At 73.5% G+C, this 24,197-nt stretch carries 27 protein-coding genes; 8 read left to right on the top strand and 19 right to left on the bottom strand.

The window, feature by feature from the left end:
* Positions 1–173 precede the first annotated feature (173 nt).
* From FAF44_RS24215 to FAF44_RS24205, 3 genes are read right to left on the bottom strand one after another with little or no spacing between them, the layout of a single operon-like run.
* The gene (locus FAF44_RS24215; RefSeq protein WP_237105529.1) at positions 174–1,052 is read right to left on the bottom strand and encodes a carbohydrate ABC transporter permease; all 879 of its coding nucleotides are present in this window, start codon (positions 1,050–1,052) and stop codon (positions 174–176) included.
* Positions 1,053–1,054: 2 nt separating this feature from the next.
* Positions 1,055–2,437 (bottom strand): ABC transporter substrate-binding protein, encoded by a 1,383-nt coding sequence (locus tag FAF44_RS24210; protein WP_237105528.1) that lies wholly within the window; start codon positions 2,435–2,437, stop codon positions 1,055–1,057.
* Between the two features lie 5 nt (positions 2,438–2,442).
* Complete coding sequence (locus FAF44_RS24205) at positions 2,443–3,603, bottom strand: PfkB family carbohydrate kinase (RefSeq protein WP_237105527.1); 1,161 nt, start codon at positions 3,601–3,603, stop codon at positions 2,443–2,445.
* 111 nt (positions 3,604–3,714) lie between these two features.
* Here FAF44_RS24205 and FAF44_RS24200 point away from each other — a divergent pair, with 111 nt between their 5' ends.
* Entirely contained in the window at positions 3,715–4,473 is a 759-nt protein-coding gene (locus FAF44_RS24200) for a DeoR/GlpR family DNA-binding transcription regulator (RefSeq protein ID WP_237105526.1), read from the top strand.
* A 10-nt stretch (positions 4,474–4,483) separates the two neighbouring features.
* The gene (locus FAF44_RS24195) at positions 4,484–5,824 is read left to right on the top strand and encodes a 6-phospho-beta-glucosidase (RefSeq protein ID WP_237105525.1); all 1,341 of its coding nucleotides are present in this window, start codon (positions 4,484–4,486) and stop codon (positions 5,822–5,824) included.
* A gap of 22 nt (positions 5,825–5,846) precedes the next feature.
* On the opposite strand, the gene FAF44_RS24190 is transcribed toward FAF44_RS24195, so the two are convergent.
* Together FAF44_RS24190 and FAF44_RS24185 are read right to left on the bottom strand one after the other, a co-directional pair.
* The gene (locus tag FAF44_RS24190) at positions 5,847–6,611 is read right to left on the bottom strand and encodes an SDR family oxidoreductase (protein ID WP_237105524.1); all 765 of its coding nucleotides are present in this window, start codon (positions 6,609–6,611) and stop codon (positions 5,847–5,849) included.
* The gene (locus FAF44_RS24185; protein ID WP_237105523.1) at positions 6,608–7,111 is read right to left on the bottom strand and encodes a MarR family winged helix-turn-helix transcriptional regulator; all 504 of its coding nucleotides are present in this window, start codon (positions 7,109–7,111) and stop codon (positions 6,608–6,610) included. The genes FAF44_RS24190 and FAF44_RS24185 overlap by 4 nt, the downstream gene beginning before the upstream one ends.
* Before the next feature lie 62 nt (positions 7,112–7,173).
* Here FAF44_RS24185 and FAF44_RS24180 point away from each other — a divergent pair, with 62 nt between their 5' ends.
* A complete protein-coding gene (locus tag FAF44_RS24180; RefSeq protein WP_237105522.1) occupies positions 7,174–8,229 on the top strand; it encodes a hypothetical protein in 1,056 nt (351 codons plus the stop codon).
* 203 nt (positions 8,230–8,432) lie between these two features.
* Here FAF44_RS24180 and FAF44_RS24175 read toward each other — a convergent pair whose 3' ends face one another.
* Positions 8,433–8,858, bottom strand: a complete 426-nt coding sequence (locus FAF44_RS24175; protein WP_237105521.1) for a type II toxin-antitoxin system PemK/MazF family toxin — start codon at positions 8,856–8,858, stop codon at positions 8,433–8,435.
* A gap of 99 nt (positions 8,859–8,957) precedes the next feature.
* Between FAF44_RS24175 and FAF44_RS24170 the strand changes: the two genes are divergently transcribed.
* Complete coding sequence (locus FAF44_RS24170) at positions 8,958–9,740, top strand: acyl-CoA thioesterase domain-containing protein (protein WP_237105520.1); 783 nt, start codon at positions 8,958–8,960, stop codon at positions 9,738–9,740.
* Positions 9,741–9,750: 10 nt separating this feature from the next.
* Here FAF44_RS24170 and gndA read toward each other — a convergent pair whose 3' ends face one another.
* A complete protein-coding gene (gndA, locus tag FAF44_RS24165; protein ID WP_237105519.1) occupies positions 9,751–11,175 on the bottom strand; it encodes an NADP-dependent phosphogluconate dehydrogenase in 1,425 nt (474 codons plus the stop codon).
* Between the two features lie 62 nt (positions 11,176–11,237).
* Positions 11,238–11,930: an HAD family hydrolase gene (locus FAF44_RS24160; protein WP_237105518.1), complete on the bottom strand. Its 693-nt coding sequence runs from the start codon at positions 11,928–11,930 to the stop codon at positions 11,238–11,240.
* 23 nt (positions 11,931–11,953) lie between these two features.
* Between FAF44_RS24160 and FAF44_RS24155 the strand changes: the two genes are divergently transcribed.
* Positions 11,954–12,595 carry an NAD(P)H-binding protein gene (locus FAF44_RS24155; RefSeq protein WP_237105517.1) on the top strand — a complete coding sequence of 214 codons (642 nt, stop codon included), beginning with the start codon at positions 11,954–11,956 and terminating at the stop codon, positions 12,593–12,595.
* A 90-nt stretch (positions 12,596–12,685) separates the two neighbouring features.
* Positions 12,686–15,181 (top strand): ATP-dependent Clp protease ATP-binding subunit, encoded by a 2,496-nt coding sequence (locus FAF44_RS24150; protein WP_237105516.1) that lies wholly within the window; start codon positions 12,686–12,688, stop codon positions 15,179–15,181.
* Between the two features lie 212 nt (positions 15,182–15,393).
* Here FAF44_RS24150 and FAF44_RS24145 read toward each other — a convergent pair whose 3' ends face one another.
* From FAF44_RS24145 to FAF44_RS24105, 9 genes are read right to left on the bottom strand one after another with little or no spacing between them, the layout of a single operon-like run.
* On the bottom strand, positions 15,394–15,702 hold the full coding sequence (locus FAF44_RS24145) for a putative PEP-binding protein (RefSeq protein WP_237105531.1): 309 nt from the start codon (positions 15,700–15,702) through the stop codon (positions 15,394–15,396).
* Positions 15,615–16,895 (bottom strand): putative PEP-binding protein, encoded by a 1,281-nt coding sequence (locus FAF44_RS24140; RefSeq protein ID WP_237105515.1) that lies wholly within the window; start codon positions 16,893–16,895, stop codon positions 15,615–15,617. The genes FAF44_RS24145 and FAF44_RS24140 overlap by 88 nt, the downstream gene beginning before the upstream one ends.
* Complete coding sequence (locus tag FAF44_RS24135) at positions 16,888–17,169, bottom strand: HPr family phosphocarrier protein (RefSeq protein ID WP_237105514.1); 282 nt, start codon at positions 17,167–17,169, stop codon at positions 16,888–16,890. The genes FAF44_RS24140 and FAF44_RS24135 overlap by 8 nt, the downstream gene beginning before the upstream one ends.
* A gap of 12 nt (positions 17,170–17,181) precedes the next feature.
* Positions 17,182–18,186, bottom strand: a complete 1,005-nt coding sequence (locus FAF44_RS24130) for a zinc-dependent dehydrogenase (RefSeq protein WP_237105513.1) — start codon at positions 18,184–18,186, stop codon at positions 17,182–17,184.
* Positions 18,183–18,611 carry a PTS sugar transporter subunit IIA gene (locus FAF44_RS24125; RefSeq protein ID WP_237105512.1) on the bottom strand — a complete coding sequence of 143 codons (429 nt, stop codon included), beginning with the start codon at positions 18,609–18,611 and terminating at the stop codon, positions 18,183–18,185. The genes FAF44_RS24130 and FAF44_RS24125 overlap by 4 nt, the downstream gene beginning before the upstream one ends.
* Positions 18,604–18,912: a PTS lactose transporter subunit IIB gene (locus FAF44_RS24120; protein WP_237105511.1), complete on the bottom strand. Its 309-nt coding sequence runs from the start codon at positions 18,910–18,912 to the stop codon at positions 18,604–18,606. Before FAF44_RS24120 ends, FAF44_RS24125 begins: the two co-directional genes overlap by 8 nt.
* Positions 18,913–18,916: 4 nt before the next feature.
* Positions 18,917–20,017 (bottom strand): PTS mannitol transporter subunit IICB, encoded by a 1,101-nt coding sequence (gene mtlA / locus FAF44_RS24115; protein ID WP_237105510.1) that lies wholly within the window; start codon positions 20,015–20,017, stop codon positions 18,917–18,919.
* Between the two features lie 41 nt (positions 20,018–20,058).
* A complete protein-coding gene (gene pfkB, locus FAF44_RS24110; protein ID WP_237105509.1) occupies positions 20,059–21,021 on the bottom strand; it encodes a 1-phosphofructokinase in 963 nt (320 codons plus the stop codon).
* Entirely contained in the window at positions 21,018–21,779 is a 762-nt protein-coding gene (locus FAF44_RS24105; RefSeq protein WP_237105508.1) for a DeoR/GlpR family DNA-binding transcription regulator, read from the bottom strand. Before FAF44_RS24105 ends, pfkB begins: the two co-directional genes overlap by 4 nt.
* 102 nt (positions 21,780–21,881) lie before the next feature.
* On the opposite strand from FAF44_RS24105, the gene FAF44_RS24100 reads away from it, so the two are divergent.
* On the top strand, positions 21,882–22,748 hold the full coding sequence (locus FAF44_RS24100) for a hypothetical protein (protein WP_237105507.1): 867 nt from the start codon (positions 21,882–21,884) through the stop codon (positions 22,746–22,748).
* Between the two features lie 73 nt (positions 22,749–22,821).
* Here FAF44_RS24100 and FAF44_RS24095 read toward each other — a convergent pair whose 3' ends face one another.
* Together FAF44_RS24095 and FAF44_RS24090 are read right to left on the bottom strand one after the other, a co-directional pair.
* On the bottom strand, positions 22,822–23,166 hold the full coding sequence (locus FAF44_RS24095; RefSeq protein WP_237105506.1) for an MmcQ/YjbR family DNA-binding protein: 345 nt from the start codon (positions 23,164–23,166) through the stop codon (positions 22,822–22,824).
* A 13-nt stretch (positions 23,167–23,179) separates the two neighbouring features.
* Positions 23,180–23,596, bottom strand: coding sequence for a CBS domain-containing protein (locus FAF44_RS24090; protein WP_237105505.1), 417 nt, complete (start codon positions 23,594–23,596; stop codon positions 23,180–23,182).
* A 175-nt stretch (positions 23,597–23,771) separates the two neighbouring features.
* Here FAF44_RS24090 and FAF44_RS24085 point away from each other — a divergent pair, with 175 nt between their 5' ends.
* Entirely contained in the window at positions 23,772–24,194 is a 423-nt protein-coding gene (locus tag FAF44_RS24085) for a PPOX class F420-dependent oxidoreductase (protein ID WP_237105504.1), read from the top strand.
* Positions 24,195–24,197: the final 3 nt, after the last annotated feature.

Genomic DNA, 24,197 nt, shown 5'->3' with positions numbered 1-24,197 from the left:
CGCCCATCCCGCACGACCTCACCCGATCCTCCTGCCCGCGCGCTCTCGCGGAACCTCTGCCCATCCGGCCACGCGGTCTCGTGGTCCTGCGGTCCGATCGGTCGTGAGGCCACGAGATCCTCCCGCATGTCCGGTCGTGGGGCCGCGTGACTGCTGCACGTCCGGTCGCGTGGTCACGTCAGTCTCCGGTCCGCGAAGCGGTTGATCCCGAAGGAGATCGCGAAGATCACCACGGTGAGGGTGACCCCGACGGCCGCCGCCGACCCGACCTGCCCCAGCCCGAACGCCCGATGGTAGACCTCGAACGACGGCACCGAGGTGGAATCGCCCGGCCCGCCGCGGGTGGTGACGTACACGAGGTCGAACGTGCGCAGCGCGGCGATCACCGTCAGCGTCAGCGCGACCGCGATCTCCGCGCGCACCGACGGCAGCGTCACGGAGAAGAACTCCTGTACGGCCCCCGCCCCGTCCAGCCGGGCCGCCTCGTACAGGGACAGCGGGACGCGGCTCATCCCGGCCAGCAGCAGCACCGTCACCAGCCCCGTCTCGAACCACGTGCCGACCACGCCGACGGCCGGCAGCGCGAAGGCGTGCTCGCCCAGCCAGCCGCGCGTGAGCGAGTCCAGCCCGAGCGCGCCGAGCAGGGAGTTGAGCGAGCCGTCGGGGGCGTACACCCGCCGCCACGCCACGGCCACCACCACCATGGCGATCACCTGCGGCAGGAACACGACCGTGCGGAAGAAGCCCAGGCCCCGGACCTTGGCGTGGTTGAGTATCGCCGCCAGCGCCAGCCCGATGACCAGCGGCGCGCCCGCGTAGAACACGATGAGGACCAGGGCGTGCGCGAAGGCCGAGCGCAGTCGCTCGTCGGCGACGATGTCGATGTAGTTGTCCAGCCCGGCCCAGGTGCCGAGGGTCAGGCCGTCCCAGTCGTACAGGGAGATCTGCACGGCCCGGCCGATGGGGTACAGCAGGAAGGCCGCGTAGACGGCGAAGGCGGGCAGCAGGTAGAGGTAGGCGACGCGCCGGGGCTCACCGGGGGGTGCCGCCATGCTCAGCCGTTGCTCTCGGCGAAGGTCTTGTAGTCCTTCTCCAGCGTGGCCAGGAACTCCTGCGGGGCCGTCTTCCCGGCGAGCAGGTCCTGCAGGGCCGCGCCGAGGGTGTCGGCGAAGGTGGGGGTGGCGTAGTCGAGGTAGGGGACCAGGCCGTCCTTGGCGGTCACCGTCCCGAACGCGGTGAACACGTCCTGCTGCGGACCGGCCGCGACCGTCTGCTCGCCGGTGTCGGCGACCGGCAGGTTGCCGGTCTCGGTGAGCACCTTCATCGCCGCCGCGTCGGTGATGAAGTCGATGTAGGCCGCCGCCGCGTCCGGGTTCGGGCTCTTGGCCGTGATCGCGAACGGCAACCCGGTGCCGCCGGTCGCCACCGGCGCCGCCTGCTCCGTGGCGCCGGGCGGCAGCATGAAGCCGAGGTCGTCGCCGAGCGCCTTGCGCAGGTCGGCCAGCAGCCAGGTGCCCGCGATCAGGAAGACGCCCTGGCCCTTGCCGAACGCCTGCCACGCCGCGTCGTAGCCCTGGCCGTTGAAGCCCTTGGCGAAGTAGCCGCGCTCCACCCAGCTCACGAGCTGCTCGGTGGCCTTGAGGTTCTCGGGCGAGTTCCAGGAGGCGCCCTTGCGGCCGAAGGCGAGCGTGCCGATCTGGTCCGGCGGCACGGCGCGGCCCTGCACGGTGCCGAACACGTGCATGGCGGGCCACTTGTCGAGGTTGCCGAACTGCAGCGGTACTTCGCCCGCCTCCTTGGCCCGGCCCAGGGCCGTCTCGAACTCCGCCCACGTGCGCGGCGGCTGCAGCCCGAGCGCTTTCAGCTTGGCGGCGTTGTAGAAGACGCCGACGACCTCGCCGACCTGCGGCAGGCCGTACAGGTTGCCCTCGCCGAACAGCTTGCCGTCGGCGCTGTAGCGCGAGTAGCGCAGCACCGACTCCGGGTAGCGCGTCTTCCATCCGTACGCCTCGGCGTAGGCGTCCATCGGGCGGAGCTGCCCGGCCTTGACGAACGCGCCCATCGACGAGCGGCCGTTGTTGGCCTCCACCACGTCCGGCGGCTCGTTGCCGCTCAGCGCCAGGCGCAGCGTGGTGTTCAGGTCGTCGAAGGAGCGCGAGACCCGGTTCAGCTTGATGTTGGGGTACTTCGCCTGGAAGGCGGCGTTGAGCTGCTTCATCTGGGCGGCCTGGCCGCCGCGTACCTCCTGGTCCCAGACCGTCAGGGTGACGTCGCCGAGCGCGGCGGCGTCGGTGCGCACGGGGGCGGAGCTCTCCTGCGCGGACGGCCGCGGCGGGGCGGAGGAGCCGGGCGCGCACCCGGCCACGGTCAGGACGCTGGCGGCGACGAGCAGGGCCAGCGCCCTGGTTCCCGGTCGCTGTCGCTTCTGGGCGGTCAACGGGCTCACTCCTTCTGCTGCGCGGGCGCGCTCGGTTCGGGGGACGCCATGCCGACGTCGGCGTACCGGGCGATGGTGGCGGCGGCGCGGCGGACGGCCCCCACCGGGACCGACGGCACCAGCCGGTCGAGGAAGGCGTAGCGGCGGGCCAGCGCGCTGCCGTAGGCGCCGCTGTGCGCGGCGGACGCGCGCGCCTCGTGCCACCAGTCGGCGATGTCGCCCCAGCCGGGGGCGGCCAGCGAGCCGCCGAACTGCTGCACCGCCAGCGCCGCGCACACCCCGGCGAACGCCAGCCGGTCGTCCAGCGGCCAGTGGCACAGCGTGCCGAGCACGATGCCCGCGCCGAACACGTCGCCCGCGCCCGTCGGGTCGAGCGCCGTCACCCGGGGCGCGGGCACGAAGGCCTCCTCGCCCGTGGTCGAGTCGATCGCCATGGCGCCGTTGGCCCCGTCGGTGACCACGGCCAGCGGCACCTTGTCGGCGATCGCGTACAGCGCGTCCCTGGGCGTCTCGGTGCCGGTGTAGGCCATGGCCTCGGTGGCGTTCGGCATGAACGCGTGGCAGACCTCGAGCTGGTCCAGCACCGAGCGCGACCAGACGCCCGACGGGTCCCAGCCCACGTCGGCGAAGATGAGCGAGCCGTCGCGGCGGGCCAGGTCCGCCCAGTTGCACGCGCTGCCGGGGGTGCCCAGCGGCTCCTCCGCCGACAGGCTCACGATCACCGCGCGCGAGCGCGGCGGGGTGCCGATCATCTCGGAGGCGGTCGTGGGGGCGGGATGGCCGTGCGTGACCATGCTGCGGTCGCGGTTGACCGCCATGGAGACCGTCACCGGCGAGTGCCAGTGCTCGAAGCGCTCCGAGCGCGACAGGTCGACCGCCTCCTGCTGCTCCAGGGTGCGCCAGCAGAAGTCGCCGTAGTCGTCGTCGCCGAACGCCGCCGCCAGCGACGTGCGCAGCCCCAGCCGGCTCGTCGCGATGGCCAGGTTGGCGATGCCTCCCGGGCACGAGCCCATGCCCTCGGCCCAGATCTCCGTGCCCGCCGCGGGCATCGCGGGCAGGCCGGTGAAGATGATGTCCAGGAAGACGGTTCCGGCCAGGAAGACGTCGAACTGCGGACCCTCCGGGGTGCGCTCGCCGGCGAGAGGGTCGTACGCCTGGGCAGACACGGGAACAGGTCCTCCTCGACACACCGGTTGTGCGCAATCTTGCACGTTTGCTCGCACACTTCAAGTGCACGGTGCTTACTTCTGCGCGAATTTGACTGATAGGATCCCGGTGTGCTCCAGCGCCTCAGGCACGCCGAGATCATGCGCCGCGTCCGCACCTCAGGCGCCACGAGCGTGCGCGATCTGGCGAGCCAGCTCGGCGTGAGCCCATCCACCATCCGCAGGGATCTCGAGGTGCTCGACCGCGACGGCACCCTGCGCCGCGTCCGCGGCGGCGCGCTGCCCTGTCCCGACGCCGACACCGACCGGCCGTTCGCCGAGGTGGCCGGCGCCGACGAGCAGGACAAGGAGGCGGTGGCCGCGCGCGCCGCCCTGCTCGTCGCCGACGGCGACGTGGTCCTGCTCGACATCGGGACGACGACGATGCGGCTGGCCCGGCGGCTGCGCGGGCGCCGCGTCACCGTGGTCACCTCCAGCCTCGCCGTCCTCGACGTGCTGCGCTCCGATCCCGGGGTCGAGCTGCTGCTGCTCGGCGGCATGGTGCGCAGGCAGTACCACTCGCTGGTCGGGGTGCTCACCGAGGCCGCGCTGCGCCAGGTGGTGGCCGACCGGGTGTTCCTCGGGGCCAGCGGGATCCGGCCGGACGGGCAACTCGTGGACACCACGCTGGCCGAGGTGCCGCTCAAGCGCGCCATGATGGCCGCGGCCGGGCAGGTGGTGCTGCTGGTGGACCGGCACAAGTTTCCCGGTACGGGCGCGCTGCGGGTGTGCGGGCCCGAGGAGATCGACGTGGTCGTCACGAACGACGGCGCCGACCAGGCCACGCTGCGCGCCTGCGCGGCGGCCGGCGCCGAGGTCCTGCTGACGTGAAGGGGTGCGGATGAGGCTGGCCGTTCTCGGGGGCGGAGGGTTCCGGGTCCCGCTGGTGTACGGGGCGCTGCTGCGCGACACCGCGAAACCGCGGGTGGAGGAGGTGGTGCTGTACGACGTCTCGCCCCAGCGGCTGGAGGTCGTCGCCCACGTGCTGCGCGGGCTGGCCGCAGGCTACGACGACCCGCCACGGGTCCGCACCACGACCGATCTCGACACCGCGCTGCGCGACGCCTCGTTCGTCTTCTCCGCCGTCCGGGTGGGCGGACTGGCCGGCCGCACCGCCGACGAGCGTGTGGCGCTGGAGCTGGGCCTGATCGGGCAGGAGACGACCGGGCCGGGGGGCGTCGCGTTCGGGCTGCGCACGGTGCCGGTCGCGGTGCGGGTGGCGGAGCGGATCGCCGCGCTCGCCCCGCGCGCGTGGGTCATCAACTTCACCAACCCCGCCGGGATGATCACCGAGGCCATGCGGCGCGTGCTCGGCGAGCGCGTGATCGGCATCTGCGACTCGCCGATCGGGCTGGTCCGGCGGGCCGCCGCCGCGCTCGGGCTGGACCCCGCCCGCGTGTCGCCCGGCTACGCGGGCCTCAACCACCTCGGCTGGCTGTACGGCCTGGAGCACGAGGGCCGCGACGTGCTGCCCCGGCTGCTCGCCGACGACGCGGCGCTGGCGCAGGTGGAGGAGGCGCGGCTGCTCGGCCCCGACTGGGTGCGCGGCCTGGGGGCGGTGCCCAACGAGTACCTGTACTACTACTACTTCACGCGGGAGGCCGTGGCCGCCGGCTCGGGGCGTACGCGCGGGGAGTCGCTGCTGGAACAGCAGGACCGTTTCTACGCCGGCGTGCGCGAGCGGCCAGGGGACGCGCTGGCGCAGTGGACGCGGGCGCGCCGGGAGCGGGACACGTCCTACATGGCGGAGGCGCGCGAGGTCACCGGCGCGGGCGACCGCTCCGCCGCCGATCTGGAGGCGGGCGGGTACGAGGGGATCGCGCTGGCCCTCATGGCCGCCATCGCCAGGGGCGAGCCCACCACCATGATCCTCAACGTCCGCAACGGCACCGCCCTGCCGGGCCTGCCCGCGGACGCCGTCGTGGAGGTGCCGTGCGCCGTGGACGCCTCCGGCGCGCGGCCCCTGGCCACCCGCGCCCTGCCCGGCGCCTTCCTGGGGCTGGCGCAGCAGGTCAAGGCGGTGGAGCAGACGGTCATCGAGGCGGCGCTGACGGGGTCGGAGCACCTGGCGGTCACGGCGTTCGCGCTGCACCCGCTGGTGGACTCGGTCTCCACGGCCCGCCGACTGCTCGACGGCTACCGCGCCCGCATCCCCGAACTGGCCGCCGTCTTCCCCGGCTGAGGCCGCCTGCCGGGGGAGGGGGTCAGGGCGTGAAGGGGTCGCGGTGGGTGAAGCGGGCGCTCGCGAAGCGCCAGGCGATCTTGCCCGGTGTCAGCCACCGCACCCGCGCCCCGTTGCGTGCCCGGCTGACCACGCGGTCGGCCAGCCACGGCGCCACCGTCTCGACCCGGTCGGCCAGGATCGACAACACCCGCGAGGCCCGCCGCCGCTCCTCCTCCGAGTACCCGTGGGTGAGCAGGTCGGTGACCACCATGCCGGGGCTGAGCAGCCCCACGCCCACCCCGTCGGGCACCTCCTTGGCCAGCGCGCCGGTGAGGTAGCCGACGGCCCGTTTCGTGGCCCCGTACACGCCGAGCCCCGGCACCGTCCGCCCGTCGGTGCCGAGCCCCTCCATGTTCCACACGTGGCCGCCGCCGCCCTGGGCCGCCATGGCGGCGATCGCGACCGCGCAGCCGTTGAGCACCCCGACGAGGTTGACGTCCACGACGTGGCGGGCCTGGCCGGCGGGCAGCCGCCAGGCGGGCTCGCGGGTGTGCGAGACGCCCGCGTTGTTGATCCACACGTCCACCCGGCCGTACGTGCCGGCGGCCCGCTCCCACAGGCTCTGGAGCTGGTCGCGATCGGTGACGTCGGCCACCTCCGCGACCAGGCCGGGAAGGTCGCCGGTCGCTCGCACCCGCTCGGGGTCGGTCCCGCACACCACCACCTGGTGCCCCCGCTCCACGAGGGCCCGGGCCAGGCCGAGCCCGAGGCCGCGGGTGCCTCCGGTGACCACGATCGTGCTCATGCGCCCTCCTCGGCGTCGCCTGCCTCAGGACCGTTCGTCTCGGCTCGGGCCGCCGCCGTGGCCTTGATGCCGCTGTCCAGGAACCGCCCGATGACCTGCCGCTCCTCGGGCGTGAACGCCGCGATCGCCGCCGACAGGTGCCGTCCCAGCGGGGCGAAGAAGCGGCGGGCCAGCCGGGCGGCCTGCTCGTTCAGCACGACCTCGATCTTGCGCCGGTCGGTGGCGCTGCGCCGCCGCTCGACGTGCCCGGCCTGCTCCAGCCGGTCGATCAGCGCGGTGGTGGCGGGCGGGCTCAGGTTGAGCGCCGCGCCCAGCCCGCCCGGCGTGAGCGGGGTTCCGGCGCGGCCGGCGTCGAGGATCGCGACGAGGGCGTTGAGGTCGGTGCGGTGCAGCCGGTGCAGCGCGGCGAACCGTTCGGCGAACCGGTCGCTCTCCACGTTCAGCGCCCGCATCATCACCATCAGCGCGAACGCGTCAGGGACGGCCGGGTTTGCGGTCATACCGCTCATCATTCCATAATCGAAACATTCCATGATGGAAAGACTTTCGATCGGAGCCTCCCATGACGGCGCTGAGAAACGTCAGCGCGGGCCGTGCCCTCCTCATCGGCGTGGCGGCCAGCGCTGCCATGACCGGGCTGATCTGGCTGCTCGGCGGGCGGCTGCAGGGCATCGAACTGCTGCCCGACCAGGGGGCGTCCTGGTACTACTGGAAACTCCCCGAGCCCACGTTCTGGACCAGGCTGACGGCCTGGGGCGGGTACGCGGCCCACCAGATCGCGTTCTGGTGGCTGATCTACCACGCCCAGACCAGGGTCCGCCGCTACACCAGCGGCCTGCACCCGGTCAACGTCGCCGCCCTGGCCGTCAACACCGCCTTCATCGCCCTGCACGTGCTGCAGACCCACCTGTTCTACGACGGGCTGGCGCAGGACGTCTCGATCTTCAGCTCACAGGGCTCGGTGGTCCTGCTGCTGGTGCTGGTGCTGCTCATGGAGAACCGGCGGCGCGGCCTGTTCCTGGGCAAGCCCGTCCCCCTCGGCCGGGCCGTGGTCGACTTCGCCCGCCGCTACCACGGCTACCTGTTCGCCTGGGCGGCGGTCTACACGTTCTGGTACCACCCCGCCGAGGCCACCTCGGGCCACCTGATCGGCTTCTTCTACATGTTCCTGCTGCTCCTGCAGGGCTCGCTCTTCCTCACCAGGGCGCACACCAACCGCTGGTGGACCTTCACGCTGGAGGCCACGGTCGCCGTGCACGGCACGCTGGTGGCCGTCATGACCTCCGGGCCCGACGGGGCGTGGCCGATGTTCCTGTTCGGGTTCCTGGGGGTGTTCGTCATCACCCAGATGCACGGGCTGGGCCTGCCGGCCGCCGTCCGGTGGGGACTGGCCGCCTGCTACGTGGCCGCCGCCATGATCGTGTACGGCCTGCGCGGCGACCTCGTCGGCGCGGCGAGTGAGTCGGTGCGGATCCCGGCCATCGAGTACCTCCTGGTCGGGGTGCTCGCCCTGCTCATCTGGCTGGGCCTGCGCATCGCCGCCCTGGTGCGCGGCAAGCCCGGACCCCCCGCCCCGGACACCCCACCGGCGACCCCGACGGGCGCCCGGCGATCATGAGCCCCCGCCTTCCCCGGCGAGCCGGGGAAGGCGGGATGAGCGGGTCCGGCTGGACGCGGCCGGGCTCGCGCACGGTCGCCACGGCGGCGTCCACCGCGTGCCGGGCCGGCCAGGCGGCGCCGGGCTCGCGCTCGCGCGCGAACGCCTCCGGCGCCTCGATCACGTACGGGCGGCCCGCGATGAGCGGGTCACGACAGGGGACGTCACACGCCCCAGCCGTGCGTCTTCATCAGCCGGGCCGCCACCCGGGCGAACCGCTCGGCGTCGAGCACCGCGCCCTCGCGCCTGATGTCGTCCTCGTCCAGCACGAACACCCGGTCCAGCCGCAGGTACGACACCCGGTCGTCGCGCCCCCAGGCGCCCAGCTCCAGCCAGTCGGGCCCGTCGTCGCCCTTGCTGGACAACATCATGGCCAGCAGCCTGCGGCCGGTGCGGCCGACGATCAGCAGCGGCCGGTCCTTGCCCCGGGACGGGTCCTCCTCGTACGGCACCCACGCCCAGACGATCTCCCCGGGGTCGCCCAGGCCGTCGAGGTCGGGGGAGTAGGCCAGGGAGACCGCGTCCCGGAGGGAATGGATCTCGCGTACCGCGCCCCGGTCCGGCCGGGGGTCCTCACCTTGATCGTGCATTCACCGGAGCATACGGACCCGTCCGAGCGCGGGCCAACCCCGGGCGGGGCCACCGCGTGCTCTCGGCTGCCGGCCGATCTCCGTCTAGAATCTCATTCTGTGACGTCAGCCTTCTTCACCCGCAAGAGGGACGAGCTCGTCCCCGCCCCGCACGCCCGCGGCCCCTGGTCGCCCGACATGCTGCACGGCCGCCTGCTCGGCGGGCTGGCGGCCCGAGCCCTGGAGGAGCGGCACGCCGAGCCCGGCCTGCGCTTCGCCCGGCTGACCGTCGACCTGTTCCGCAACAGCCCGCTGCTGCCCGTCACCGTCGAGACCACGCTCGTCAGGGACGGCCGCCGGATCCGGGTCGCCGACGCGGTGATCTCCACCGACCAGGGCGTGATCGCGCGGGCCGGCGCGGTCCTGCTCCGCGAGGGCGAGCAGCCCGGCGGCGAGCGCTCGCACGTCACGCCCGCCTGGGACGAGCCGCCGCCCTCCGGGCCGCCGGTGACGGGCGGCGGCGGCTGGCGTCCGCCGTTCGACCTGTGGTGGACCGCCCCCTCCGCCGCACCCTTTGCCGGGCCCGCCCGCGCCTGGCTGCGGGAAACCCACCCGCTGGTGGACGACGAGCCGCTGACGCCCCTCGTACGCGCCGCGCTGGCCGCCGACTTCGCCAGCCCGCTCGCCAACGCCCAGCCCGACGGGCTGCGCTTCATCAACGCCGACTACACCATGACGCTGGCCAGACTCCCCGAAGGGGAGCTGATCGGCCAGGAGTCGGCCGGGCACGCCAGCGCCGACGGCATCGCGACGGGCAAGGTGGCCATGCACGACACCGCCGGCCCCTTCGGGTTCTGCGTGGTGACCGCGATCGCCAACGCCGTGCCGCTGGGCAGGAGCTGAGGGCCCCGGGTCAGGCCGGGTGCTCGGCGCGGTCGCCGGACCAGTCGGTGTGGAAGGAGCCCTCCTTGTCCACCCGCCGGTAGGTGTGCGCGCCGAAGTAGTCGCGCAGCCCCTGCACCAGTGCCGCGGGAAGGCGGTCGCGGCGCAGCCCGTCGTAGTAGGCCAGCGCCGAGGAGAAGCCGGGCGTCGGCACGCCGATCTGGACCGCCGTGGTGACCACGCGCCGCCACGACTCCTGGGCGGTGTCCAGCGCGGCCGAGAACGCCGGGTCGGCCAGCAGCGTGGGCAGGTTCGGGTCGGCGTCGTAGGCGGCCCGGATGCGGTCGAGGAACTTGGCCCTGATGATGCAGCCGCCCCGCCAGATCGTGGCCATGGCCCCGAGGTCGAGGTCCCAGCCGTACTCCTTGGAGGCCGCCGCCATCTGGTCGAAGCCCTGGGCGTAGGCCACGATCTTGGACGCGTACAGCGCGTGCCGCACGTCGTCGACCAGCTCGCGCCCGCCGACCCCGGACAGCTCGGGACCGCGCAGCGACCGGGCCGCGGCCCGCTGCTCCGGGTGCCCCGACAGCGCCCGCGCGAACGTGGCCTCCGCGATGCCCGTCACCGGGACGCCCAGGTCGAGGGCGCTCTGCACGGTCCAGCGGCCGGTGCCCTTCTGCTCGGCCTGGTCCACCACGACGTCCACGAACGGCTTGCCGGTCTCGGCGTCCACCTGGTCGAGCACCTCGGCGGTGATCTCGATCAGGTACGAGTCGAGCTCCCCGCGGTTCCACTCCCTGAACACCTCGGCCAGCTCGGCCGGCGTCGCGCCCAGCGCCTGCCGCAGCAGGTCGTACGACTCGGCGATGAGCTGCATGTCGGAGTACTCGATGCCGTTGTGCACCATCTTCACGAAGTGCCCGGCGCCGTCGGGGCCCACGTGCACCGAACACGGCACCCCGTCCACCTTGGCCGAGATGTCCTGCAGGATCGGGCCGAGCGCCTCCCACGACTCCGTCGAGCCGCCCGGCATGATGCTCGGGCCGTTCAGCGCGCCCTCCTCGCCGCCGGAGATGCCGGTGCCGACGAAGTGCAGGCCGCGCTCGCGCAGCGCCGCCTCGCGCCGGCGGGTGTCCTCGAAGTGCGCGTTGCCCCCGTCGACGATCATGTCGCCCGGCTCCATCAGCTCGGCGAGCTGGTCGATCACCGCGTCGGTGCCGGCGCCCGCCTTCACCATGATGATCGCGCGCCGCGGGCGCTTGAGCGAGGCCACGAAACCGGCCAGCTCCTCGGACGGCACGAACGTGCCCTCCCCGCCGAACTCCTTCACCAACTGCTGGGTACGGCCGGACGAGCGGTTGTGCACGGCCACCGCGTACCCGTGCCTGGCCAGGTTGCGTGCCAGGTTGCGCCCCATGGTCGCCAGACCGGTGACGCCGATGTCTGCCAAGTCCATCTCAGCTCCTCTTCGGGGGATACGCATGATCAAGCTTGGGGGTTCGCAGGGATATTCCCACCTCAGTCACTCTGCCGGACACCCAGCTCGTCGAGCCGGTCCAGCATGTCCGCCGGGTCGGCGTACACCCTGAACGCGCCCGCCCGCTCCAGTTCGTCCCTGCCGTAACCGCCTGACAGCAGCCCGATGCCCAGGGCGCCGGCCCGGCGGGCGGCGAGCAGGTCCCAGACGCTGTCGCCCACCACCATGGCATGCGCCGGATCCACCCGGGCCAGCGCCGCACCGGCGAGGAACAGGTCGGGGTCGGGTTTGGCGCGGCGCACCAGGTCACGCGTGACCATCGGGGTGTCATCGGGCAGGCCCAGCATGGCCAGCGAGAGGCGGGCCGTGCGGGCGTACCCGCTGGTGCAGATCGCCCACGGCACGCCGCGCGAGGTCAGCTCGGCCAGCAGCTCCGGCGCGCCGGGCAGCGGCCTGACGGAGCCGGCCTGCTGCTCGTACCACTCCATGTGGGTGCTCTGCAGCTCGTCGATCTGCTCGCGGGTCAGCTTGAGGCCGGTCTCGCGCAGCAGCGCGCTGACGAACAGGCCGCCGCTCATGCCGATGCGCCGGTGGATGCGCCACACCGACAGGTCGATGCCCATCCCGGACAGCGCCTGCCGCCAGGCGATCACGTGCTGGTAGACGCTGTCGATCAGGGTGCCGTCCAGGTCGAACAGGAACGCGGGTGTGGGCGCCTCCGGGAAGTCGTGCATGCGTCCATGACACCATGGGCGACATGCGGATCATCATCGCGGGGGGACACGGGAAGATCGCGCTGCGGCTGGCCGCCCGGCTCGGGCAGGGGGCCGTCGGGCTGGTGCGCGATCCGGCGCACGTGGCCGACGTCGAGGCCGCCGGGGGCGAGGCCGTGCTGTGCGACCTGGAGAAGGCGGGCGTCGAGGAGGTCGCGCGGATCGTGGCGGGCGCCGACGCCGTCGTGTTCGCGGCCGGCGCGGGGCCCGGCAGCGGCGCGGCGCGCAAGGACACCGTGGACCGCGGCGCGTCCGTGCTGCTGGCCGACGCGGCCGAGCGGGCGGGCGTGCGGCGCTTCGTCCAGATCTCCTCCATGGGGGCGGGCCGGCCGCCCGCGCCCGGCCGCGACGAGGTGTGGGCCGCCTACATCACGGCCAAGACCGCGGCCGAGGAGGATCTGCGCGCCCGCGACCTCGACTGGACGATCCTGCGGCCCGGCCGCTTGACGGACGAGCCGGGCACCGGCCTGGTGCGGCTGGCCCCCTCGGTGCCGCCCGGCGCGGTGCCGCGCGACGACGTGGCCGCCGTCGTCGTGGCGCTGCTGGCGCACCCCGGCGGCGCGGGGCGGACGCTGGAGCTCGTCTCCGGTGACACGCCGGTCGCCGAGGCCGTCGCGACCGGGTGACGTGCGCCGCGCCCGAAGGCTTTGCCGAACGCTGGCAATGACATGCGGCATACGCGGCTAGATGTCCCGTGAGCACGAGGGGGACATGCTATGTCGGACATGCCGTTCAGGTCATTCTTTGGCGGGGACCCGTTCCGCGGGTTCGAGGAGCTCACGGGCCGCGTGTTCGGCGGCATGGAGGGCTGGCCGCCGTCCCGGCCGAGCGTCCAGCGGGTGGACGTCGGCAAGCTGCTCAGCGCCGAGGCCAGGGAGACGCTGAGCCGGGCGCTGGAGGCCGCCGGCCAGCGCGGCGCGGCCGACCTCGACGTGCTGGACCTCCTCGACGCGCTGATCGACACCGACTCCGCGCGGGCGCTGCTGAACACCTCCGGGGTGGACGCGGGACGGCTGCGCGACCGCATCGACGAAACCGCCGGGCCCGGCGAGTCCGCCGAACCGCCCACCACGCTCTCCCCGGCGGCCAAACGGGCCATCCTCGACGCCCAGCGCATCTCGCGCGCCCTGCAGTCGTCCTACATCGGCCCCGAGCACCTGCTGCTCGCGCTGGCCGCCAACCCCGACTCCGGCGCCGCCCGCCTCCTTCATGAGCAGGGCGTCTCGGCCAACGAACTGCAGCAGGCCCTCATGTCCGGCGCGGCCAGGGCCGGCGGCGGCGACGGCCGCCGGGCGAGCGGCACGCCCTCGCTCGACGAGTACGGCCGCGACCTCACCGAGGAGGCCATGCAGGGCCGCATCGACCCGGTCGTGGGCCGCGAGGACGAGATCGAGCAGTGCATCGAGGTGCTCTCGCGGCGCACCAAGAACAACCCGTGCCTGATCGGCGAGCCCGGCGTCGGCAAGACCGCGATCGTCGAGGGCATCGCCCAGCGCATCGTCAACGGCAGCGTCCCCGACACGCTCAAGGACCGCCGCGTCGTCGCGCTCGACCTGACCGGGATGGTGGCCGGCTCGAAGTACCGGGGCGAGTTCGAGGAGCGCATCAAGAAGGTGATCGACGAGGTGCGCGCGCACGCCGACGAGATCATCGTCTTCATCGACGAGGTGCACACGCTCGTCGGGGCCGGCTCCGCCGAGGGCGGCATGGACGCCGCCAACATCCTCAAGCCCGCCCTGGCCCGCGGCGAACTGCACGTCGTCGCCGCCACCACCATCGACGAGTACCGCAAGAACATCGAGAAGGACGCCGCGCTCGAACGCCGCTTCCAGCCCATCCTGGTCGCCGAGCCGACCGTGGAGCAGACGGTCGAGATCCTGGCCGGGCTGCGGGACGCCTACGAGGCGCACCACCAGGTCCGCATCACCGACGAGGCGCTCTCGGCCGCGGCCAACCTGTCGGACCGCTACATCTCCGACCGGTTCCTGCCCGACAAGGCCATCGACCTCATGGACCAGTCCTCGGCCCGCGTCCGGCTGCGCTCGCGCACGCCCGGCAGCGACGTCCGGGAGCTGGAGGAGCGCCTCGACGCGCTGCGCCGCGACAAGGACCAGGCCGTCTCCTCCGACGACTTCGACCGCGCCAAGGAGCTGGCCACGCAGATCGACAAGGTCCGCCCCGAGCTGGAGCGGGCCAGGCACGGGGCCGACACCGTGCCGCAGGTCATGGTGGAGGACATCGCCGAGGTCGTCTCCCGCCGCACCGGCATCCCCGTCACCCAGCTCACCGAGCAGGAGCGCGACCGCCTCATGCGCCTGGAGGAGCACCTGCACGAGCGCGTCATCGGCCAGGACGAGGCCGTCGTCGCCATCGCCGAGGCCGTGCGCCGGGCCAGGGCCGGCCTGGCGGACCCGAACCGCCCCATCGGCAGCTTCCTGTTCCTCGGCCCCACCGGCGTCGGCAAGACGGAGCTGGCCAGGGCGCTGGCGGCGGCCCTGTTCGGCGGCGAGGACCACATGGTGCGCATCGACATGAGCGAGTTCCAGGAGCGCCACACGGTCTCGCGGCTGATCGGCGCGCCGCCCGGATACATCGGGTACGAGGAGGCCGGCCAGCTCACCGAGGCCGTACGCCGCCGCCCGCACGGCGTGATCCTGCTCGACGAGATCGAGAAGGCCCACCCCGACGTCATGAACATCCTGCTGCAGATGCTCGACGACGGCCGCCTGACCGACGGCCAGGGCCGCACGGTCGACTTCACCAACACGATCGTCATCATGACCAGCAACATCGGCGCCCAGCTCATCCTGGAGGCCACCGGCGACGTCGAGGAGCAGCTCATGGACCTGCTGCGGCACTCGCTGCGCCCCGAACTGCTCAACCGCATCGACGAGACGATCGTCTTCAAGCGGCTGGAGCGCGAGCAACTACGCCAGATCGTGGACCTGCTGCTGGAGCGCACCCGGCAGCGGCTGCGCGGCCAGGACGTGTCGCTGGAGGTCGCCGACGACGCCAAGGACTGGCTGGCCCGGCGCGGCTACCAGCCCGAGTTCGGCGCCCGGCCGCTGCGCCGCACGGTGCAGCGGGAGCTGGACAACCGGCTGTCCACGATGCTGCTCACCGGCGAGGTCCGCGAGCACGGCAAGGTGTCGGTGGACGTGGAGGGCGACCGGCTCCGGCTGCGGGCACACAACCCGGAGCCGGCCGCCTGAGCGCCGCACCCGGCCGGACACAGGGGAGAGCCCGGCCGGGGAAGCGGCACGACGGGAAGTTCACCTCAGCGCCCGGATCTCCGTGACGCTCCGGATCTCCGTGAGGCTCGCGGCCCGGACCCCCGCACCCCGCGGAGCCGCTTCCGGGCCCGGATCGCCGTGAGGCCGGCGATCGCTTCGTGCTCTGGGCCTCCGCACCGCGCGGAGCCGCCTCATGGGTCGGTGTCCAGTGCGGTGTGGGCGCGTTCGCGGCATTCGGCCAGGGTGAGCCCCGCCAGCGCCTCCCGCACCGCCGGGACGCACACCGGCGCCATGGACAGGCTCGTCACGCCCAGCCCCACCAGCAGGGGCGCGAGCAGCGGATCGCCCGCCGCCTCGCCGCACACCCCGACCGGCTTGCCCGCCTCCAGGCCCGCCCGCGCGCAGCGGGCGATCAGCTCCAGCAGCGCCGGCCGGCGCGGGTCGAGGAGGTCGGCCAGGGCCGAGTGCTGGCGGTCGGCGGCGAAGGTGTACTGGGCCAGGTCGTTGGTGCCGATGCTGAGGAAGTCGCGGCGATCGCGCCGAGCTGGGTGTCCAGGACGTCCGGCAGCAGCCGGTCCACCCGCAGGCCGCGCACGCCCAGGGCCGGGTTCTGCTCCGCGGGCAGGCCGAGGAACGGCAGCGGCTTGTCGGTGCCGGCGTCGAGCGTGCGCACGATCACGTGCTCCGCCCGCGCGAACACCTCCGCGTACGCGGCGGCCTGCTCCTCGAACGACGGCGCCTGCCGGCGATCGAGGAACAGGAACTCCGTCCTGAACAGGCCCACCCCCTCGGAGGTCGCCTCCTCGGGGTCGGTCCCGCGCGCGTCCGCCGCCAGGTCCGCCGCCGAGCCGATGTTGAGCAGCAGCTTCACCGGATGCCCGTCGGCGGTCCGGCCCGGCCCCCTGCTCGCCCCGAGCCGGGCCCGCCGGGACCGCTCGGCCCCGGCGACCCCGGCGGCCTCCTCCTCGGTGAGACCGACCGCGACCTCGCCGGTGCCGCCGTCCACGCCGATCACCGTGCCGTCGTCCAGGTCCAGGACGCCCGCGCAGGCGACCACGGCGGGCAGGCCGCGGCCCCGGGCCAGGATCGCGGTGTGGCTGGTCGGGCCGCCGCGCTCGGTGACCAGCGCCAGCACCTCGGGGCCCAGACCCGCCGTGTCGGCCGGCGACAGGTCGGCGGCGACCAGCACGTACGGGTGGCCGGGCGCGGGCAGGCCGGGCATCGGCAGGCCGAGGGCGCAGGCCACGGCCCGGTTCCTGAGGTCGTCGAGGTCGGCGGCCCGCTCGGCCAGGTAGCCGCCGAGCGCCGCCAGGGCCTCGCGATGATGGGCGAAGGCGGCGTCGAGGGCGTGCGCGGCGTCGGCGCCCTCGCCGGTCAGCCGCTCGGTCTCCGCCAGCAGCAGCGGATCCTCGGCGATCATGGCCAGCGCCTCCAGGATGCCGGCCGCCTCGCCGCCGGCGGCCAGCGCGCGGCGATTCAGCTCGGCGGCGACCGCCTCCAGCGCCTTGGCCGCGCCGGCCGCCTCGGCCCGCGGGTCGGTGACCGCACGCGGCGGGGGCAGCCGCGGCGGCTCGGCCAGCCGGATCACCGGCCCGGCCGCCCGCCCCTGGCTGACCCCCAGCCCGGCGAGCCGCCCGGCGGAGCCGGTCCAGGGGCCGGTCCTGGGGCCCGTCCTGGGGTCGCCGTCAGGCATCGAGGGCCTCGTCGGCGTCCAGGTCGCGGGCCAGCAGCGCGGCCAGCGTGTCCAGCGCCTCCTCCGCCCCCGGGCCGTCGGCCTCCAGCGTGACCTCGGTGCCCCGGACGACACCCAGCGACAGCACGCCCAGCATGCTCCTGGCCGGCGCCGACCTCTCCCCGGCCCGGATCGTCACCGGGACCCCCGTCCGCACCGCCGCCTGCACGAACAACTTCGCGGGACGGGCGTGCAGCCCGCTGGCCGAGGCCACGGCCACGGTTCGCTGTGCCATTGCCATCACTCCTCAGGGTTCGATGGTGACCTTGATGGCCGCGCCCCGGGTGACCAGGTCGATCCCGTCCAGCACGCGCGGCAGCGGCAGCCGGTGGGTGATCAGGTCGGAGACGGTCACGGCGCCCTCGGCCACCAGCCGCAGCGCCTGCGCGTTGTGGGCGGGGCTGGAGCCGTTGGCGCCCACGATGGTCAGCTCCCGGTAGTGCACGAGGTTGGAGTCGAGCGCGATGACAGGGTCGTCCTTGGGCAGGCCGCCGAAGAAGCTGAGCCGCCCCTGCCGGGCCGCCATCCGCACGGCCTGCTCCTGCGCCGCGCCCGACGCCGCCGCCGTGATCACCACGTCGGCGCCCCGGCCGCCGGTCAGCTTCAGCACCTGCTCGACCGGGTCGGCGTCGATGGCCGCGTCCGGACGCACCAGTTCGGCGGCCATCGCCAGCCGCTCGGCGTTGACGTCCACCAGGAACACCCGGGACGCCCCGCGCGCCCGCGCCAGCCGCACGTGCAGGCAGCCGATCGGGCCCGCGCCCATCACCACCACGTCGTCGCCGGGCCCGACGCGCGCCAGCGTCTGGCCGTTGAGCACGCACGCCAGCGGCTCGGCCACCGACGCCTCCGCGTAGCCGACGCCGTCGGGGATGGCGTTGACGCCGTCCACGGCCAGCACCTTGGCGGGCACGATCAGGTACTCGGCGAAGCCGCCGTCGTAGTGGTAGCCCATCGACTCCTGGTTCGGGCACACCGTGCGGCGGCCCGCCGCGCAGTCGGCGCACCTCCCGCACGGGATCGCGGCGATCACCTGCACCCGGGCCCCGGTGCCGACCACCTCGCCGGCGATCTCGTGGCCCATCACGCGCGGCGGCACGATGTGGTGGTGGCCGAACTTGAGGATCTTGGCGTCGGTACCGCACGTCGAGCAGTTGCGCACCCGGATCTTCAGCTCGCCGGGACCGGCGACCGGCTCCGGCGCGTCCTCGATCCTGATGTCGCCGGGCGCGTGGAAACGCGCGACCTTCATACGGTGAGCTCCTTCATCACTTGGGAGACCTTGGTGGCCTCACGTAGCGCCCGCGCCCGTTCGGGGTCGAGCAGGATCTCGGCCAGCGCCGCCAGCAGCGGCACGTGACCGTCGTTCTTGGCGGCGATGCCGACGCACAGCGTGACGTGCTCGCCGTCCCAGTCGACGCCGGCGGGGAAGCGCACCACGCAGATCGCGTCCCGCAGCACGTCGTCCTTGGAGGCGTTGGTGCCGTGCGGGATGGCCACGCCCTCGCCGACGTAGGTGGAGATCGACCGCTCGCGCTCCAGCATCGCCTCGACGTACGGCTCGGCGACCGCGCCCACGTCGGCCAGCGCCCGCCCGCACCGGCGGATGGCCGCGGCGCGGTCGGCGGCGCTCTCGTGCAGCAGCACCGCGCGCGGGTCGAGCAGGCCGTCACGCATCGACGGTGCCGCCGTTCTTGATGGTGTTCACCAGCCGGGTCACCGCCGGGTCGCCGAGGAAGATCTGGAACGGCACCAGAACCTTACCCGGAGCGGCCGCCTTGGCACGGGCGGCCAGCCCGGCGTGGCACAGGACCACGTCGGCGTCGTCGGGGATGGAGTTGACCGGGGTGTGCTCCACGATCACGCCTGTGCCCTTGAGCTGCTTCTTGAGCTGGGAGGCGAGCATCACGCTGCTGCCCATGCCCGCGTCGCAGGCCACGATGATCTTGTGGATGTCCGTGCTGTCGATGCCTGCCATGTCGTCAGCTCTCCTTGACGGTTTCGGGGGTCTGTTCGGTCTCGGCGGGTTCGGCCTTCTCGCCCCTGCCGAAGCCCAGCAGCAGCGCGGCCACGACGAACGTCACGGCGGTCGCCACGAGGATGCCCAGGCCGGAGCCCAGCCAGCCGCCCTTCGGGGTGACCGCGACGTAGGCGAAGATGCTGCCCGGCGACGGCGTGGCGACCAGGCCGGCTCCGGTGATCATGAACGCGAACACCCCGGCCGCGCCGCCCGCCATGACGGCCAGGATGAGACGGGGCTTCATGAGGACGTACGGGAAGTAGATCTCGTGGATGCCGCCGAAGAAGTGGATGATCATCGCGGCGGGCGTGCTCGGCCGCATCGCGCGCGGGCCGAACATCAGGAACGCCAGCAGCAGGCCGAGCCCCGGACCCGGGTTCGACTCCAGCATGAACAGGATCGACTTGCCGGTCGCGGCGGCCTCGGTCACGCCCAGCGGGCTCAGCACGCCGTGGTTGATGGCGTTGTTCAGGAACAGCACCTTGGCCGGCTCGATCAGCAGGGACGCGATCGGCAGCAGGTTGCTGGTGATCAGCCACTCCACGGCGTGGCCCGCGGCGGTGGTGATCGCCTGCACGACCGGGCCGATGCCGTAGAAGCCGACGATGGCCATCGCGCCGCCCACGATGCCGGCGGAGAAGTTGTCGACCAGCATCTCGAAGCCGGTCTTGGTCCGCTCCTCCGTGAACTTGTCCACATATTTCAGGATCAGGGCGGTGAGCGGGCCGATGATCATGGCGCCCAGGAACATCGGCGCCTCCGTGCCCACCACGACGCCCATCACCGCGACCGCGCCGACCACCGCCCCGCGCTGCCCGTGCACCATCCGGCCGCCGGTGTAGGCGATGAGCACCGGGAGCAGCGTCCCGATGATCGGGCTGACCATCTTCGCCAGCGACTCGTTCGGCAGCCAGCCGGTCGGGATGAACAGCGCCGTGATCAGGCCCCAGGCGATGAACGCGCCGATGTTCGGCATGATCATGCCGGCCAGATGGCCGCCGATGCGCTGGATGGTGGCCTTGACTCCGGTCCCGGTGACCGGAGGTGTGTACGTGTCGGCCATTGGACGTGCTCCTTCGGGGGGTTGAGCAGCCACTTTGGTTGTCAGGGGACGGGGGACGCGGTGGACAGGGGCCGGCCGGGGTCGGGCGGCCCGATGACGACGGCCCCGGGGTCGATGTCGGCGGGGCCCGGCATGCGGCTGCCGGGCAGGCGTACGGCGGCGGCGCCCCAGGCCAGGGCCTGCCGCAGCGCCTCGGGGCCACGGCCACCGGCGGCCAGGAATCCGGCCAGCATGGCGTCGCCGGCCCCGACGGCGCTGCGCGGCTCGGTCACGGCGGCCTCGCCGTACCAGCAGCCGCCCTCCTCGACGAGCACGGCCCCGTCGGCGCCCAGGCTGGCCAGCACCGCGCGCGCACCGGCCGCCCGCAGCTTGCTCGCCGCCTCGCGGACGTCGCCCAGCCGCCGGATGGGCATGCCGGTGGCCGCCGACAGCTCCTCCAGGTTGGGCTTGACCAGCGCGGGCGCGGCCCCGAGCGCGCTGGAGAGCGCCGGGCCGCTGGTGTCGACGGCCATGAGGATGCCCGCGCCGGCGAACCTGCGGCACAACCGGGCGTAGACGTCGGCGGGCACCTCGGGCGGCAGGCTCCCCGAGGCCACCACCCAGTCCGCGCCCTGGCCGCCGGAGTGGGCCGCGGCCAGCACGGCCTCGGCGATCGTGTCCAGCTCCGCTGGGGACAGCGCGGTGCCGGGCTCGTTGACCTTGGTGATGGTGCCGTCGGGCTCGGCCAGCGTCACGTTCGACCGGGTCGGCCCCGTGACAGGGACGGTCACCATGTCCAGCCCCTCGGCGGCCAGCAGGCGGACGAGTTGCCTGCCCTCGTCCCCGCCGTACGGCACCACCGCGCGCCCGGTCACGGCGTTGGCCAGCAGCGCGCGCGAGACGTTGACGCCCTTGCCGCCCGGGTCGAGGTGGGCGGCGGCGGCGCGGATGACCGCGCCCCGGTCGAGGGCGGCGATCTCGATCGTGCGGTCGAGGCTGGGGTTCAGGGTCAGGGTGAGGATCACGCCCTGATCACCTCCGGGCCGGCCGCCGCCAGGTCGGCGGCCAGCGCCGGGTCCAGCCCGTTGTCACTGATCACCACGTCGATCTCGCCCAGCTCGGCGAACGTGGACAGGTAGGTGTCGCCGAACTTCGTGTGGTCGGCCAGCAGCACGCTGCGCTGGGCGGCCTTGACCATGGCCCGCTTGATCGCCGCCTCGGCCGGGTCCGGTGTGGTCAGGCCGCGGGCGGTCGAGCAGCCGTTGGCGGCCATGAACGCCACGTCCACGTTCAGGTAGGCCAGGGGACGCAGCGCCCAGTCGTCCACGGTGGCCAGCGTCTTGCCGCGGACCCGGCCGCCCAGCATGATCACGTGCAGGTTGGCGCGCGCGGCCAGCGCGGTGGCCAGCGGCGGCGAGTTCACCACGACGGTCAGCTCCCGGTCGGCGGGCAGCACCTGCACCAGGCGGCCCGTCGTGGTGCCCGCGTCGATGATCACGGACCCGTCCTCGGGCAGCTCGGCCAGCGCGGCCTTGGCGATGCGCTCCTTCTCGGCCGTCATGACCTCGTCGCGGGTGGACAGCGCGGGCTCGAAGCCCAGCCGCTCCACGGGGATCGCGCCCCCGTGCACGCGGCGCAGCACGCCCGCCCGCTCCAGCGACGTCAGGTCGCGGCGGATCGTCTCGGTGGTCACGTCGAGCTCGGCCGCCAGCGTCACCACGTCGACGCGGCCCGCGGCCCGCGCCCTCCGCAGGATCTCCTGCTGCCGCTCCTCGGCGTACATGATGTTGGTTCACCGCCGTTTCTGGTTGGTTTCTCCTGTGTTTATACCCGGTTTCGTTGGGCGGTCAAGGGTGGCCGGCCGGAATCTGGTAGTTATAGGCGGGTGCGAATCACGCCCCTGGCCCTCGTGCCCGCCGTCGTCGCCGCGCTCGCGACCCCCGCCCACGCCGCCGCGGCCGTCAAACCGCCCAGCGTCCCGGCCGGCACCACGGCCGCCTGGGTGGTGTTCGACCGGCAGGCCGGCAAGATCGTCGCCACGCGGAACGCGCACCGGAAGTACCGCTCGGCCTCCGTCGTCAAGATCCTCATCGCGATCGACTACCTGGAGGGGCGCAAGAGCGTGCCCGCCGCCGACGCCGGGCTGCTGAAGGTCATGCTGCGCTCCAGCGACGACGACGCCGCCACCGCCTTCTGGGAGCGGCTGGGCAAGGGGCAGATCGTCGTCAGGCAGGCACGGAAGCTGGGCCTGTCCGACACCACGCCGCCGCCCGCGTCCAAGCCCGGGTTCTGGGGGTACACCTCGCTGAGCGCGTACGACATCGTGCGCACCTACCGCTACCTGCTCGACCGGGCCGAGCCCAGGGTCCGCGACACCATCCTCGGCCACCTGCGGCGCTCCACGCCCTGCGGCACCGACGGCTTCGACCAGACCTTCGGCATCCCCGACGGGGTCGCCCGGCCGTGGGCGGTCAAGCAGGGCTGGTCGGGCTTCGGCAGCACGCCGCCGGTCAGGTGCGGCGGCGACGCCAGGGCCGTCGGCGCGCCCATCTCGTGGATCGCCCGGCGCGCCACCGGCTCGGGCGTGCCCGACTACGGCCGTCCGGTCCTGCACACCACCGGGCTGGCGGGGCAGGGCGAGCGTTACGTCATGGCCGTGCTGACCGCGCATCCGGCGGGCGGCACGTGGAACTCCTCGGTCAAACGCGTCACCACGCTCACCCGCGACCTCTACCGCGGGGTCACCCGCTGACCCGCCGGCCCGGGGCCGCGCGCGCCGCGTGGCCCCGGGCCCGGCCGCCACGGTGGGTCATGATCACGGTGGGTCATGATCCGCGGGCCTGCTCCAGCCGCACCTTCTTCGGCACGCACATCCGCCACGCCTCCAGCACCAGTTCCCGCGCCTCCTCGGCGTCGAGGGCCGCGGTGCGCGCCTCCACCCAGTTGAAGCGCAGCTCCGACTCCCTGGGCAGCAGGAACGTGGCGGGCTCGGCCGCCACCAGGTCCGCCCGCTCCTCCTTCGGGAACGCGAACCCCATCAGGCTCTCGTCACGCGAGAACGCCACGTAGACGATCTGGCCGACGCGGAACTTCACCCGGTCCCGGACGAGGTGCTCCGAGGAGCGCGGGAGCGTGCGCGCGAACTGCCGTACGTCATCGACGGTGACCACCCGCAAGACCGTACTACCGATTGCCCTCCGCGGCCGAGATGTCGGCGAGCGCCGAGTCCGGATCGCGTTCGACGGCCAGGTCGCCCAGGCTGACGACGCCGATCGCGCGGCCGTCCTCGACCACCGGCAGGCGGCGCACGGCGTGCTCGCGCATGAGCCGGACGGCCTGCTCGATGGTCGCCTCCGAGCCGACCACCTCGACGAACGGGCTGCACGCCGCGCGTACGGGCGTGTCGGGCCCGAGATCGGCGGCCACGACGCGCACCGCGATGTCGCGGTCGGTGACGATGCCCTTCAACCGGCCGTGCTCGTTGACGATGACCGCCCCCGTGTCGTGGTCGCGCATGAGCGTCGCCGCGACGGACACCGGTTCGTCGGCCTCCACCGTCGCCGGGTGGGGCGTCATGACCTCTGCCACGGTCTTCGCCATGGGATCCTCCTGTCGCTCACTCCACCGGCCCTCTACCCGGGCGAAGAGCCGATTCACGGCGACACGCCCCGTCCGCTCCCGCGCGGCCGCCGGGGGCCGGGATGACAGGATGACCAGGGTAAACGTGCCCCGGCTCGCCGCCGCGGGCCGATCTCCGACAGACGAGGGAAGCCACATGTCCAAGCCGCCCCTGCCGCCGGAAGCCGTCGAGATGTTGCGCCGCCCGAACCCCGCCGTCATGGCGACGCTGCGCGCCGACGGCACGCCGGTCTCCACGCCCACCTGGTACCTGTGGGAGGACGACGGGCGGGTGCTGATCAACTTCGACGAGGGCCGCGTCCGGCTCCAGCACCTGCGCCGCGACCCGCGCCTGAGCCTGACCGTCATGGACAGCGCCGACTGGTACACCCACGTCACGCTCATCGGGCGGGTGACCGAGCTGCGTCCCGACGACGGCCTGAAGGACATCGACCGCATCGCCCAGCACTACACGGGCGCGCGCTACCCCGACCGCGTCCGCGCCCGGTTCAGCGTCTGGATGGAGGTCGAGCGCTGGCACGGCTGGGGCGCGCTGAAGGACAGCGCCCAGCCCGGCTGAGCC

It is taken from the genome of Nonomuraea sp. MG754425, assembly GCF_021699195.1.
In the GTDB taxonomy this organism is placed as follows: domain Bacteria; phylum Actinomycetota; class Actinomycetes; order Streptosporangiales; family Streptosporangiaceae; genus Nonomuraea.
Note: the sequence above shows the minus strand (reverse complement) of the source record. Positions and strands in the feature narration are given on the sequence as shown.

What these genes read in the sequence shown, in the direction of transcription:
- FAF44_RS24150 (WP_237105516.1), top strand. Translation starts at nt 12,686, where the DNA reads ATGTCGGACATGCCGTTCAGGTCATTCTTTGGCGGGGACCCGTTCCGC.
- FAF44_RS24195 (WP_237105525.1), top strand. Translation starts at nt 4,484, where the DNA reads ATGAGGCTGGCCGTTCTCGGGGGCGGAGGGTTCCGGGTCCCGCTGGTG.
- FAF44_RS24155 (WP_237105517.1), top strand. Translation starts at nt 11,954, where the DNA reads ATGCGGATCATCATCGCGGGGGGACACGGGAAGATCGCGCTGCGGCTG.
- FAF44_RS24215 (WP_237105529.1), bottom strand. Translation starts at nt 1,052, where the DNA reads ATGGCGGCACCCCCCGGTGAGCCCCGGCGCGTCGCCTACCTCTACCTG.
- FAF44_RS24130 (WP_237105513.1), bottom strand. Translation starts at nt 18,186, where the DNA reads ATGAAGGTCGCGCGTTTCCACGCGCCCGGCGACATCAGGATCGAGGAC.
- FAF44_RS24140 (WP_237105515.1), bottom strand. Translation starts at nt 16,895, where the DNA reads ATGCCTGACGGCGACCCCAGGACGGGCCCCAGGACCGGCCCCTGGACC.
- FAF44_RS24085 (WP_237105504.1), top strand. Translation starts at nt 23,772, where the DNA reads ATGTCCAAGCCGCCCCTGCCGCCGGAAGCCGTCGAGATGTTGCGCCGC.
- FAF44_RS24135 (WP_237105514.1), bottom strand. Translation starts at nt 17,169, where the DNA reads ATGGCACAGCGAACCGTGGCCGTGGCCTCGGCCAGCGGGCTGCACGCC.
- FAF44_RS24090 (WP_237105505.1), bottom strand. Translation starts at nt 23,596, where the DNA reads ATGGCGAAGACCGTGGCAGAGGTCATGACGCCCCACCCGGCGACGGTG.
- FAF44_RS24125 (WP_237105512.1), bottom strand. Translation starts at nt 18,611, where the DNA reads ATGCGTGACGGCCTGCTCGACCCGCGCGCGGTGCTGCTGCACGAGAGC.
- FAF44_RS24190 (WP_237105524.1), bottom strand. Translation starts at nt 6,611, where the DNA reads ATGAGCACGATCGTGGTCACCGGAGGCACCCGCGGCCTCGGGCTCGGC.
- FAF44_RS24120 (WP_237105511.1), bottom strand. Translation starts at nt 18,912, where the DNA reads ATGGCAGGCATCGACAGCACGGACATCCACAAGATCATCGTGGCCTGC.
- FAF44_RS24185 (WP_237105523.1), bottom strand. Translation starts at nt 7,111, where the DNA reads ATGACCGCAAACCCGGCCGTCCCTGACGCGTTCGCGCTGATGGTGATG.
- FAF44_RS24180 (WP_237105522.1), top strand. Translation starts at nt 7,174, where the DNA reads ATGACGGCGCTGAGAAACGTCAGCGCGGGCCGTGCCCTCCTCATCGGC.
- FAF44_RS24160 (WP_237105518.1), bottom strand. Translation starts at nt 11,930, where the DNA reads ATGCACGACTTCCCGGAGGCGCCCACACCCGCGTTCCTGTTCGACCTG.
- FAF44_RS24175 (WP_237105521.1), bottom strand. Translation starts at nt 8,858, where the DNA reads ATGCACGATCAAGGTGAGGACCCCCGGCCGGACCGGGGCGCGGTACGC.
- FAF44_RS24105 (WP_237105508.1), bottom strand. Translation starts at nt 21,779, where the DNA reads ATGTACGCCGAGGAGCGGCAGCAGGAGATCCTGCGGAGGGCGCGGGCC.
- gndA (WP_237105519.1), bottom strand. Translation starts at nt 11,175, where the DNA reads ATGGACTTGGCAGACATCGGCGTCACCGGTCTGGCGACCATGGGGCGC.
- mtlA (WP_237105510.1), bottom strand. Translation starts at nt 20,017, where the DNA reads ATGGCCGACACGTACACACCTCCGGTCACCGGGACCGGAGTCAAGGCC.